Source organism: Streptomyces marianii, assembly GCF_005795905.1.
In the GTDB taxonomy this organism is placed as follows: Bacteria; Actinomycetota; Actinomycetes; order Streptomycetales; family Streptomycetaceae; genus Streptomyces; species Streptomyces marianii.
The window spans coordinates 2,639,802-2,651,880 of the sequence record NZ_VAWE01000001.1; the positions used below are offsets into that span (position 1 = coordinate 2,639,802).

8 protein-coding genes are annotated in these 12,079 nt (G+C 68.7%); 2 read left to right on the top strand and 6 right to left on the bottom strand.

Features of this window, described 5'->3' with window-relative positions; translation table 11 throughout:
- Nucleotides 1–28: 28 nt before the first annotated feature.
- The 5 genes from FEF34_RS11830 to FEF34_RS11850 form a co-directional block, all read right to left on the bottom strand.
- On the bottom strand, nucleotides 29–3,217 hold the full coding sequence (locus FEF34_RS11830) for a type I restriction endonuclease subunit R (protein ID WP_138053143.1): 3,189 nt from the start codon (nucleotides 3,215–3,217) through the stop codon (nucleotides 29–31).
- On the bottom strand, nucleotides 3,214–4,449 hold the full coding sequence (locus tag FEF34_RS11835; RefSeq protein ID WP_138053144.1) for a restriction endonuclease subunit S: 1,236 nt from the start codon (nucleotides 4,447–4,449) through the stop codon (nucleotides 3,214–3,216). The genes FEF34_RS11830 and FEF34_RS11835 overlap by 4 nt, the downstream gene beginning before the upstream one ends.
- Entirely contained in the window at nucleotides 4,446–6,440 is a 1,995-nt protein-coding gene (locus FEF34_RS11840) for a type I restriction-modification system subunit M (RefSeq protein ID WP_138053145.1), read from the bottom strand. The genes FEF34_RS11835 and FEF34_RS11840 overlap by 4 nt, the downstream gene beginning before the upstream one ends.
- An 89-nt stretch (nucleotides 6,441–6,529) precedes the next feature.
- Complete coding sequence (locus tag FEF34_RS11845; RefSeq protein WP_171052921.1) at nucleotides 6,530–8,710, bottom strand: N-6 DNA methylase; 2,181 nt, start codon at nucleotides 8,708–8,710, stop codon at nucleotides 6,530–6,532.
- 91 nt (nucleotides 8,711–8,801) lie between these two features.
- A complete protein-coding gene (locus FEF34_RS11850; protein WP_138053146.1) occupies nucleotides 8,802–9,080 on the bottom strand; it encodes a DUF234 domain-containing protein in 279 nt (92 codons plus the stop codon).
- Between the two features lie 102 nt (nucleotides 9,081–9,182).
- Here FEF34_RS11850 and FEF34_RS11855 point away from each other — a divergent pair, with 102 nt between their 5' ends.
- Nucleotides 9,183–10,250: a glucose-1-phosphate thymidylyltransferase gene (locus tag FEF34_RS11855; protein ID WP_138053147.1), complete on the top strand. Its 1,068-nt coding sequence runs from the start codon at nucleotides 9,183–9,185 to the stop codon at nucleotides 10,248–10,250.
- Nucleotides 10,247–11,221: a dTDP-glucose 4,6-dehydratase gene (gene rfbB / locus FEF34_RS11860; RefSeq protein WP_138053148.1), complete on the top strand. Its 975-nt coding sequence runs from the start codon at nucleotides 10,247–10,249 to the stop codon at nucleotides 11,219–11,221. Before FEF34_RS11855 ends, rfbB begins: the two co-directional genes overlap by 4 nt.
- 32 nt (nucleotides 11,222–11,253) lie before the next feature.
- Here rfbB and FEF34_RS11865 read toward each other — a convergent pair whose 3' ends face one another.
- Complete coding sequence (locus FEF34_RS11865; RefSeq protein WP_138053149.1) at nucleotides 11,254–11,862, bottom strand: response regulator transcription factor; 609 nt, start codon at nucleotides 11,860–11,862, stop codon at nucleotides 11,254–11,256.
- Between the last annotated feature and the right edge of the window lie 217 nt (nucleotides 11,863–12,079).

Here is a 12,079-nt window from a genome sequence, read left to right on the forward strand (position 1 = left end):
CGAGGCCCCCGACTCATGCCGAGGGCGGCTACGCCGCGTCGTCCACACCCTCCTCGCGGCGGATCATCCGCCACGCGGCGCGGCGTGCACTGCGGTCCAGGCTGGACTTGAAGTTCCGGTCCGCACCGAAGTACTGGCGGCCGAGACCGGCGATGGAGTCGACGTGGTCGGCCATCTTGTCCGCGAAGACCTTGTCGAAGACCTTGCCGAAGTTGTCCTCGTCGTTGACGACGGCCGCGGCCCGGACCTTGGCGTCGGCCTTGGCCTCCTCGAAGGGCCGGATGACGTCCTGTTCGGTGAAGTCCGTGCCGAACTTGGCGTTGAACCTCTCGATCAGCTCGGACAGGAGCGACTTCTCGGCCTCCTTGGCTCCGCCCGGCCCCTCGCCGAAGCCGGGCATCGTCGCGGGCCCTTCCGGGCTGAGGGAGACGTCATGCTCGCCGGTCTTCTGCACACGCAGATGGCTGAGGTCGACTTCGCCGATGTCCACCCCGCCGTCCGTGCGTCCGCGCAGCCGGGTGAGGAGGTAGCGGCCGTAGAGGTGGAGCCGCTCCAGGTCGGGATCGTGGTAGGGCACGATCTGGGCGAGGAAGCCGTACTTGCGCACGTAGTCGTGGAGGTCGGCGCGGAAGTCCTCGGCCGTCCTGACGTCGTCCTCGTCCTCGTCGTCGCGCAGGGCCTCGTAGCGGGTGACGGCCGGGGAGAGCAGGCGGTAGAGCTCGGCGTGCAGCTTCTCCCACTTGGCCGGTGATCCGGCGGCCTTCTCCTTCGCCTCGAACCAGGCGGCGGCGAACTCGTCCATCTCGGTCTCGGAGATGATCGGCGCGGACATGACCCGGCTCTGGGCGGTGTAGAGGAGGTTGGGATCCGAGGGGAGGGTGTTCGCCTCCTCGAAGTACGGGCGGAACGCCTCCTTGATGTCCTCGGCCTCGTTGGTGAAGTCCAGGACGGCGAGGTCGGCCTGCGCCTTGCGCTCGGCGGTCCGGTTCAGTCGGGAGAGGGTCTGGACGGCGGCGATACCGGTCAGCTTCTTGTTGACGTACATGGTCGTCAACAGGGGCTGGTCGAAGCCGGTCTGGTACTTCTCCGCGACGACCAGGATCCGGTACTCCTGCTGCCCCTTCGCCCCGGCCCTCACCGCCTTGTCATCGCCGCGCGTGTAGCCGAAGGCCTTGGGAAGGGCGGTCTCGGACAGACCTCCGTTCTCCTTGGGCTCGGTGGTCTCCTCGCCGTCGATGGTGAGGGAGCCGGAGAAGGCGACCAGGACCCCAAGGTCCGGATACCTGGTGTGGTAGTCGCGGTCCCTGATGTAGCTCTTGATGGCCCGGGCCATCTGGACGGCGGAGTGCCGGGAGGCGGTCACCACCATGGACTTGGCGCGCCCGCCGAGCCGCCCCCGGGTGTGGGCCACGAAGTGCTCGACGATCACCTGGGCGTGCTGGGAGACGGTCGAGTCGTGGGTGAGCACGTACCGGGCGAGCAGCGAGTTCGCCTTCGCGGGGTCCACCTCGCGCTCGTCCGTGTTCTGGTTCACCAGCTTCCAGTACGTGTTGTACGTGACGTAGTTGCGCAGCGGGTCGAGGATGAAGCCCTCCTCGATGGCCTGGCGCATGGAGTACGTGTGGAAGGGGCGGTAGGCGGCCTTGCCGTCCACCTGGTCCGGGGTTCCGAAGAGTTCGAGGGTCTTCGACTTCGGGGTGGCGGTGAAGGCGAAGTAGGAGAGGTTCGCGGCCCGGGACCGCTCCAACGCCTTCTTCTTCAGCTTGTCGGTGACCGTCACGCTGGTCGCGCCGGCGTCCTCGGAGTCGGAGTCGAGGCCGAGTTCACGCAGGGCGGCGCGGACGGAGGTCGCCGCGTCGCCGGACTGGGAGGAGTGGGCCTCGTCGATGACGATCGCGAAGGTGGTGCCCTTGATCTCGGTCGGGTTGCGCTGGAGGTAGTCCAGGAGCGCGGGGAACGAGTGCAGGGTGACGGTGACGATCTTGCCGGTGTCTCGGGAGAGCGCGCGGGCGAGCTGCTCGCTCTTGGCGCCCTGCTTCTCGTCGATCTTGACGACCAGGCCGTCGGTCTGGGAGAAGCTGCCGACCGTCTCACGAAGCTGGGCGTCCAGGTTCCGGCGGTCGGTGATGACGATGACCTTGTCGAATACGGGCGCCCCGGGCTTGATGAACCCCGCGGCCAGGGCCTCGGTGTTCAACGTGCGGGGGTCGTTGTCCGCGTGCAGGTCGGAGAGGCGGTGGACGAGCCAGCCGATGGTGTTGGACTTGCCGGAGCCGGCCGAGGCCATGATCAGGTAGTTCTGACCGGCGCCGTGGGTGGCGGCGTGCGCGGTCAGCTTCTTGACCACGTCCCACTGGTGGTAGCGGGGGAAGATCGTGGTGCGGGTGGTGCCGCCGCCGGGAGTCTTGGTCTTCTGCTGGTGCGCGAACCGCTGGAGGAGGTCAAGCCAGTTGTCCCGCTCCCAGACCTGCTCCCAGAGGTAGGAGGTCGCGTACCGGCCGAAGGCGGTGGGGGCGGGGTTTCCGGCGCCGCCGGGGCGGCCGGGGCCCTCGGAGCCGGTGTTGAAGGGCAGAAAGCGGGTGTTCTTGCCCTTGAGGGTGGTCGCGACGAAGGCCAGGTCGGGGTCTATGGCGAAGTTCGCGACGACCCGGCGGGTGAAGATCAGCTCGGTGGGGTCGCGGTCGGTCCGGTACTGCTCCTTGGCATGCTCGACGCCCTGTCCGGTGAGCGGGTTCTTCAGCTCGGCGGTGGCGACGGGGATGCCGTTCAGGAACAGCGTCAGGTCGAGCCGGTTGTTCCAGTCGAGCTGCTTGGTGGCGTAGGGCAGCTCGCGGACGACGGTGAGGCGGTTGGCGCGGTAGCCGTCGAGGACGGAGGGATCGGCGACCAGGTTTGGCTTGAAGTAGGTGACGCGGAGGCGTACGCCGCGGTCCTTGACTCCGTTGCGGAGGACGTGGAGGAGGCCGTCGTTGGCAATGGCCTGGTCGAGGCGGCGGGCGAAGCCGCGCTCGGCCTCTTTGGGATCGCCGTAGACGGTGCGGAGTTCGTGCCACTCCTCGGCCTGGGTCCTGCGGAGGAACTCGAAGAGTTCGCCCGTGTCCAGCCCGAGGTCGGGCTGGTACCCGGTGGGGCTCGCCTCGCGCCAGCCGCGCTCGGTCATGGCGGCGACTATCGCGTCGCCGAACGCGGACTCACTGTGGACCGGGCCGGGGCTCATGCGGTGATTCCCTCCGTGACGTTGCGTCCGCTGGCGGTGGAGACGTCGAACTGGCCGGTTACGGCGGCGGTGATGAGGGCTTGGCGGCGCTCGGCAAGAAGCTGCAATTGATGGTTGAGGACTCGGGTAAGTTCGTCCCTGTGGCGCCGGGTCCGACCAGTCACCCGAAGAAGTTCCTCCTGTCCCTGTTGGTCGGTCGGCCAGGCCAGTCGGAAATTGCCCAGGTCCTCCATGCCCAACGTGGGCTGCGCAGTATCCGAACCAGTCACGTCATGGGCCTGACGGAGGAACGAGGGAGTAGACAACCAGCTGGCGAGGAGCTCCGACGGTACGTCACTCCTGGGGCGCAACGACGCCACCGCACGGGCAACATTTGCTCCCGCGAGATCCGGCGGCACAACTGCAGAGCGCCCCATGGTCCCGACCACGCTGAGTAGAACGTCACCCGGCTTCGTCACGGTTCGGGCGTACTGTGCAGAAAGCTCGGCAGGGATCCTCGCCAGCGAGTCGCCACGACCTGGAAGGTCGAGCAAATCATTGACGCGAATAAACCGCACTCCCGTGTCGTCGAATTGTGGCACCAACACCCCGTAGCGCGGCTTCACGGCCATAAGATACTTGAGACGGGTCGGCACATGAGAGCTATCGCCGAAGGCAGCGTCAAGCGCAGAGCCAGTGCGCTCTTCCGCCAACTGAATCTGACGCTGCCGAAGTTTGACCAGTAGATCGATGCGGGAGGTCTCGGCGTCGAGGAAGTCGGCGATGCGGCGCTGCTCGTCCAGAGCGGGAAGCTGCACCGGCAAATCCCGCAGAAAAGTGTCTGGAACTCTCTGCTGACCAGCGACACCGTACATTTCTGACGCACCAAGCTTCAGGAAGCTGTGCGTGTTGACCACATAAAGAAGGAAGCGGGCATCGATCTGTGCCCCGGGACGAAGCACATGGAGCTCGGTGGTTCCGGCCCCGACACCACCAAGAAGACCGCTAATCAGTACGGCACGACCCGCTTCGAAGGTCGGAGTAATCTTCGGAACCAGGACGTCGCCATCTTGAAACCGCGTGTACCCCATGACTACTGACGACTTGCGGCGGCGCTGCGAAATGTCCAGCCGACTTCCCGGCCACACCGCTTCCATAGGGAGGAATGTCAGCTCACCCGAGTCCGACAGACGGTCGAATGCATTAGTGAGCGGATTCACCTGAACCAGATGGCGGAGCCGTACAGTTGTCATTCCGTCACCTCCCCCAACAGCGCCTGAATCTCCGCCTCCAGCGACTTCAGCTCCGCGTCGATCTCCGCCAGCGGCCTCGGCGGTTCGTACACGTAGAAGTGCCGCGTGAACGGGATCTCATAGCCGATCTTCGTCTTCGCGTGGTCGATCCACGCGTCCGGGACGTGTGGGTGGACCTCGCGCTTCAGGTACTCCTCGACGTCCTCGCCCAGCGGGACGTTCTCGTAGTCGCGCAGCTCCGTGTCCGGCTCCGGCTCGCCCTTGACCTTCTGCACCTCGCCCTCGGGGTCGCGGACGCCCACCGCCTCCCGCAGCGCCTTCGCGAACGGCGCACCCGTCGGCCACAGCAGACCGGCCGCGACCACCGCGTCCTTCAGAGCCACCAGCGCCTCGGACTTGGTCGCCCACGACGAGCCCAGCAGCGTACGCACGGCGGCCACGAACGCCTCCGCGTCCGCCAGCTTCTGGACCGGCTTGGCCGCCGCCAGAGCCGTCAGCGTCTCCTCCGTGACCTCGAAGCGGAGCTTGAGCGGGCGTTCGACCGTGATGCGCTGGTAGCCGAAGGCGCTGTTGTCGAAGACCTTGACCTTGGCGTGGAGCTCGTGGTCCGGGTCGGCCGCGGCCTGGACGGCCTCCCCGTACAGACGGGTCACGTCCTTGATGTGCTGCGTGCCCAGCTCCTTGCGCTTGTCGCCGAGCGACTTGCGCATCTTCTGGAACTGGTCGCGCGCGTCCAGCAGGACGACCTTGCCCTTGTGGTCGGGGGACTTGCGGTTGGTGAGGATCCAGAAGTACGTGGAGATGCCCGTGTTGTAGAAGAGCTGGTCCGGGAGGGCGACGATCGCCTCCAGCCAGTCGTTCTCCAGGATCCAGCGGCGGATCTCGGACTCACCCGAGCCGGCCGCGCCGGTGAAGAGCGGGGAGCCGTTGAAGACGATGGCGATGCGGGAGCCGCCACCGCCCCTGGCGTCCACCGGCTTCATCATCGAGATCATGTGCTGGAGGAAGAGGAGCGAGCCGTCGTTGATGCGGGGCAGCCCCGCGGCGAAGCGGCCGGCCTCGCCCATGTGCTTGTGCTCGTACTCGACCTCGTCCTTGACCTTCTTCCACTCCACGCCGAACGGCGGGTTGGCCAGGATGTAGTCGAACCTGTCGCGGCGGTGGGCGGGGTCGCTGAAGGAGTTGCCGAACGCGATGTGCTCCGGATCCTGCCCCTTGATCATCAGGTCGGACCGGCAGATGGCCCAGGACTCGGGGTTGAGCTCCTGGCCGTACACCTCCACCGTGGCGTCCGGGTTCAGGGACCGGATGTGCTCCTCGGCGGCCGACAGCATGCCGCCGGTGCCGCACGCCGGGTCCATGACCGTGCGGACCACGCCCGGCACCTGAAGCGCGTCGCCGTCGGGCGCGATCAGCAGGTTGACCATCAGCTTGATGACCTCGCGGGGGGTGAAGTGCTCACCGGCCGTCTCGTTGGACTGCTCCGCGAAGCGCCGGATCAGCTCCTCGAAGATGTAGCCCATGTTGTGGTTGGGCACGACCTCCGGGTGAAGGTCCAGGTCGGTGAACTTGCCGATGACCTTGTAGAGGAGGTCGGCGCCGTCGAGCCGCTTGATCTGCTGGGCGAACTCGTACTTGTCGAGGACCTCGCGGGCGTTGTCCGAGAAGGCGCCGACATAGATCTGGAGGTTCTTCGCCGCGTTCTGCGGGTCCGCGGCGATCTTCTTCAGGGTCAGGTCGCTCCTGTTGTAGAAGGAGTGGCCGGAGGCCTTGCGCAGCCAGTAGTCCGGGTCGATGTCCTCCTGGTCCCTGTACCGGGCGGCGGTGTCCACGACCTTCTCCCGGGTCGGTTCCAGGACGCACTCCAGCCGGCGCAGCACCGTGAACGGCAGGATGACCTTGCCGTAGTCGGACTGCTTGTAGTCGCCGCGCAGGAGGTCGGCGACGGACCAGGCGTGGTTCGCCAGTTCCGTGTGCTTACTGCTGTTCAAGGGGTTCCCCGGTTTCCTTCCGGACCGTCCCGCCCAACCGGAGCGGGTGCGGACAAGTGTGGTGGATGGGTGCGAAGTTCGGGTGCGGTTCAGGCCGGTTCGGTGTCGGCCGACGGCCCGGCCGTGACCGAAGGCGGGCCCTCGGTCGGGAGCAGCGCGCCGCCCGTGAGGCCGTCCGCCAGCAGGGCCGCCGTCTCCTCCGCGAGGCGCGCGGCCTGCCGTGCCCGGGCGCGCAGTCGATGGACGTGCCGGAAGGCCTCGCCGTAGCGGCGCTGCTCGTCCAGCGGGAGCAGCGGGACCCGGAGCCGGCCCGGGGCGACGTGCAGGACGGTGCTGCCGGTGGAGGCCCCGGCGACGTTCTCCGCCGAGCCGACGAATCCGGCCAGGAACCAGGAGTCCAGGCGCGCCGGGTCGGGTCGCAGGAGGTGGATCTGGGGGCCGAGGAGCGCGCCGGCGTCCCTCTCGTCGGCCACGCGGGCCATCGGCCCGGCACCGCCGGCGATCGCCCGTACGAGGACGTCTCCGGCGGCGATCACGGGCGCGGTCGCGGTCGCCGGACCCAGCTCCGCCGGATCGCCGGTCGGGCCCGTCCCCCGGGCGATGTCGGCGCCGGTGAGGACCGGCGCAGCCGCGGAGGCTCCTTCTTCCGGCTCCGGGCCTTTGGTGTCCGGGACGGTGCGGAGCAGGGCCAGCGCCCCGCCCCGGGCGAGGTCGGAGGCGGTGGCCGTACGCCACTCCCGGACCGAGCCGCCGGGTGCCGTCCAGCCGGTGAGGTCGGCCGCGTCGAGGAGGGCGCGGGCGGCCTCGGTCAGCTCGCGGCGGCCGGTCTCCGTACGGGCGGACAACTCTGCGGGATCGACCTCCGTACGCGAGATACGGACCTGGCGGGCCGGGGTGAGGTCGACGAGGTCGTCGAGGAGGTCGACGACCGGCACCGTGCGGGCGGTGCCGGGATCGGCCGTGAACCGGTCCGGGTCGGCGGTGAACGCCCCCCACTGGGCGAGCGTCCGGGCCGTCAGACCGGCCCAGTCGACGGAGACCCGGGAGGCACCCGTACGCGGCCCGCCCGGCGTCCGTTCCCCGGCCTCCGACGCGGACGCACCCGCCGTGTCGACGAACAGCACCGACCTGCGCTCCGGGCCGCCCGGCTCGGGCCGTTGCAGCACCCACAGGTGCAGGCCCACGTGCAGGGGCGGCGCGGCCCCGGCCGGGAGGGCCAGGACGGCCCGCACGGCACCGCCGCGCACCAGCTCCGCCCGGACCCGGCGCCCGGAGGCGCGGGAGGCGGTGGCGGGCGGCAGGATGAGCACGGCCCAACCGCCCGGGACGAGGTGGGCGAGGCAGTGCTGCACCCAGGCGAGCTCGGATTCGGAACGGCCCGGTACGCCGTACGCCCAGCGCGGGTCGTAGGCGAGCTCGTCGTGACCCCAGTCGCGGTCCCCGTAGGGCGGGTTGCACACCACCGCGTCCGCCGTCAGGCCGTCGAAGGCGTCCGCGCGCAGGCTGTCGCCGATGCGCATGGTGACCTCGGCGCGCGGCGCGGCGAGGCGCAGCCCGACCGCGGCGCGCTGCGCCTGCACGGGCACGGAGTCCTGGCCGAGGAGTTCGGTGGTGCCGCGCCCGGCGGCGGCCGCCAGGAGCGCGCCGCTGCCGCAGGCCGGGTCCAGGACGCGCGCGACCCCGGCCGGGAGCAGTGCCGCGACGAGCTGTGCCAAGGGCTCCGGAGTCCCGTAGACGCCGGTCGCGGCACTGTCCTCGAGTTCCCTTTCCGCGAGCACCGTGAGCGCGGCCGGACCGCCGGCCTCGCGTACGCAGCGAAGGAGCGCGCGCAGCGTGGTGCCGTCGGGCACGGAGAAGAGGGGGCTTGCGGGCGCCGGACCGGGGAGCGAGGCCAGGAGTCCGGCCACCTCCTCGGAGGCGCGAGCGGCGAGTTCGGCGTCCGTGAGGTCGGCGAGCGCCGCCGTCTCGTCCGGGGAGCGGCGGGCGAGCGTGAGGACGAAGGCGATACGGCCGGTCGTGCTGTCCGGGTCGGACGTCTGGAGGCGGACCGCGGTGCGCAGTTCCTCCCGGGGGTCGGCCACCTGCGTGTGACCGCGTGAGCCGAGCCATGCCCGGACGGCTCCGAGGTCGTAGAGCGGGCTGGTGTCGGTGCCGCCGGTCGGAGCGGGGAAGTCGGCGTGGCGCCTGCGCCAGTTGCTGACGGTGGCCCGGGTGACGCCGGCGATGCGGGAGATCTCCGCGGCTGTCACATGGGCTGTTGTCTCGGGCATGGCCGGGCAACACCTCTCCTCGGTACGGACAGCTCACAGACTACACCACAGCCCAAACGTCAATTCATGTTTGACAGTGCTTTCATGGCGCCTACTCGGGGTCACCGTGACCGTCACCGCAGTCCAGCTCCGGTCCGGCAGCGGCATCGTCGCCCGGTGCAGACGCGGTCGACACCGTCAGGCGATCGGCCTCCTCGACCAGCAGCGACTCGCGGATGAGCGGCTCGACCGCGCGCCCCCGCCACGTGGTCCAGGACCGCTCGATGCGCTCCAGGGCAAGATCGCCCCGGCCGCGCTCGAGCCCCGAATCCGCGGTCTGTCGCCGCCCGCCTACCGATTCAGCCGAACAGCCGTCGGTGCACCTGAACACCGATCTGCTGCGCCGGCAGGCGCACGCGCCCGGCCCCGGGACCACAGGCCCGCGATCCGTACACCAGTTGGGCTTGAGCGGCGCCGCCTAGGCTCCGGCGGCATGAAGGCTCTCGTCCTGTCCGGGGGGGCGGGCACGCGCCTGCGGCCCTTCACCCACACGTCTCCCAAGCAGTTGGTGCCGGTAGCCAACAAGCCGGTCCTCTACTACGTCCTCGAGGACATCGCTCAGGCCGGCATCACCGAGGTCGGCATCGTCGTCGGGGAGACGGCCAACGAGATCCGCAAGGCCGTCGGGAGCGGCGACAGATTCGGGCTCCGCGTCACCTACCTTCCGCAGGAGGCGCCCCTGGGCCTGGCTCACGCCGTCCTCATCGCCCGCGACTATCTCGGCGAGGAGGACTTCGTCATGTATCTCGGGGACAACTTCGTGGTCGGCGGCATCGCGGAGCTCGTCGACAAGTTCCGCGCGGAGCGCCCTGACGCCCAGATCCTGCTCACCCGTGTCTCCGACCCGTCCAGCTTCGGCGTGGCGGAGACCGGCTGGGACGGCCGCGTCGTCGCGCTGGAGGAGAAGCCGAGGCACCCCCGCAGTGATCTCGCTGTGGTCGGGATCTACTTGTTCACGCCGGTCGTGCACGAGGCGGTTCGCACCCTCACACCGTCACGGCGGGGCGAGCTGGAGATCACGGACGCCCTCCAGTGGCTTCTCGACAAACCCTACGACGTGCGGTCCACCACCATCTCCGGCTATTGGAAGGACACGGGAAACGTCGCGGACATGCTGGAGGTGAACCGATCCGTGCTGGACGGGATCGAGCCGGGCACGGAGGGCCAGGTCGACGCGGCCAGCGAACTGGTGGGGCGGGTACGGATCGAGGCGGGAGCGCAGATCCGGGCGTCGCGCATCGTGGGGCCCGCCATCATCGGGGCCGGGACGGTGGTGACGGAATCGTACGTCGGGCCCTACACGTCAATCGCGGAGAACTGCGCGATCGAGGACAGCGAGATCGAGTTCTCCATCATGCTGGGCGACTCCCGGCTCACGGGCACGCGCCGGGTCCAGCACTCGCTCCTGGGGCGGAACGTGACCGTCGCTCCGGCCCCCCGCGTACCCGCGGGTTCCCGTCTCATCCTCGGTGACGACAGCAGGGTGGAGATCTCCTCATGACCACAAGAATCCTGGTGACCGGCGGCGCCGGCTTCATCGGCTCGCATTACGTCCGCACCTTGCTCGGCCCACGCGGTGACGGCTCGGTCAGGGTAACGGTGCTGGACAGCCTGACCTATGCGGGAAATCCGGCCAACCTCGATCCCATACGTGGCGACGAGCGGTTCGCCTTCGTGCACGGTGACATCTGCGATACCCCGCTCGTCGATCGGCTGATCGCCGACCACGACCAGATCGTTCACTTCGCAGCCGAGTCACACGTCGACCGCTCGGTGCTGGGGGCGGCGGAATTCGTACGCACGAACGTGATGGGTATGCAAACGCTGCTGGCGGCAGCCCTGCGCCACGCTCCCAGGGTCTTCGTCCACATTTCCACGGACGAGGTGTACGGCTCCGTCGATGTCGGTGCCAGCACGGAGACCGATCCGCTGCGCCCCGGCTCCGCGTACGCGGCCACGAAGGCGTCGAGCGACCTGCTGGCGCTGTCGTACCACCACACGCACGGGCTGGACATCCGGATCACCCGGTGCTCGAACAACTATGGCACCCATCAGCATCCGGAGAAGGTCATTCCACGTTTTGTGACGACCCTGCTGAGCGGTCACCGGGTGCCGCTCTACGGCGACGGCGGCAACCTACGGAACTGGCTGCACGTCCAGGACCACGTCGACGCGGTCGAACTGGTCAGGAAGGGCGGCTCCCCGGGCGAGATCTACAACATCGGCGGCGGCACGGAGCTGTCCAACAAGGAGCTGACGGCTCTGCTGCTGGACGCGGTGGGCGCCGGCTGGGACTCCGTGGAGTTCGTCGCCGACCGCAAGGGGCACGACCGGCGCTACGCCGTCGACCACGGGAAAATCACCGCGCTGCTCGGGTATCGGCCACGCCGGGACTTCCGGGACTCGCTCGCCGAGACAGTGGCCTGGTACCGCGACCACCGCTCCTGGTGGGCACCGCTCACCGGATCCTGAGCCGACGACCCCTCCGCCGCCCGTGACCGAGGTCAGATCCAGCCGGACATACTGGCGATGCGTACCGCGTCGAGCCGGTTGCGCGCGTCCATCTTCCGGACGGTGGCCGCCAGATAGTTGCGGACCGTCCCGGGAGAGAGCGACAGCTTGACGGCGATTTCGTTGATGTCGTCCCCCGCGGCGGCGAGCTGGAGTATCTCCAACTCCCGCTCCGTGAGCGGGCATCCGGTGTTGCCCCAGGCAGCGAGCGTCAGTTCGGTGTCGAAAACGCGGCGGCCCTCGTGCACGCTGCGTATGGCATCGCTGAGATGCGCCGGGGGGGAGCTCTTCAGCACCAGGCCGCCGAGGCCGGATGCCAGCGACCGCCGCACCGTGGCCAGCCGGGCGAATCGCGCGGTGAGCAGTGTGCGGCAGTCCGGAAGGTGCTCCTGAATCGCCATGGCGGCGAGGAGACTCTCCCGCTCGTGCATGTCGACATCAATGACCGTCACGTCGGGACTGCGCTCCAGAACCGTCCGGATCAACTCGCTGTCGACGCCTGTGGAAGCGACGACTTTGATGTCCGATTCACGCTCCATTAGGAGAACCAGCGCGGCACGGACCATTTCCAGCTCTTCAGCAATCACGACACGGATCGTCATGCATTTCCTTCCCCCGGTTTCCGATGGGACTCCGCCCCTTCGCGATGCCGTTTCGACCACAATGGCATCGCGATTGAAGTGGATTCCCTGTAGCAAACGAGTCGGGGTGTCGCAGCGATCAGCCCTCGACGGACCGGCCCACCCTCCCGGTCTGTACTTTCACTTCGGGAACACCCAGGCGGACTCGCCCGGGAGTGAACGGGCAGGCGAGTTTGGC

Bases quoted from the DNA above. Each gene is read 5' to 3' on its own strand.
- FEF34_RS11835 (WP_138053144.1), bottom strand. From the start codon at position 4,449: ATGACAACTGTACGGCTCCGCCATCTGGTTCAGGTGAATCCGCTCACT.
- FEF34_RS11855 (WP_138053147.1), top strand. From the start codon at position 9,183: ATGAAGGCTCTCGTCCTGTCCGGGGGGGCGGGCACGCGCCTGCGGCCC.
- FEF34_RS11830 (WP_138053143.1), bottom strand. From the start codon at position 3,217: ATGAGCCCCGGCCCGGTCCACAGTGAGTCCGCGTTCGGCGACGCGATA.
- rfbB (WP_138053148.1), top strand. From the start codon at position 10,247: ATGACCACAAGAATCCTGGTGACCGGCGGCGCCGGCTTCATCGGCTCG.
- FEF34_RS11865 (WP_138053149.1), bottom strand. From the start codon at position 11,862: ATGACGATCCGTGTCGTGATTGCTGAAGAGCTGGAAATGGTCCGTGCC.
- FEF34_RS11845 (WP_171052921.1), bottom strand. From the start codon at position 8,710: ATGCCCGAGACAACAGCCCATGTGACAGCCGCGGAGATCTCCCGCATC.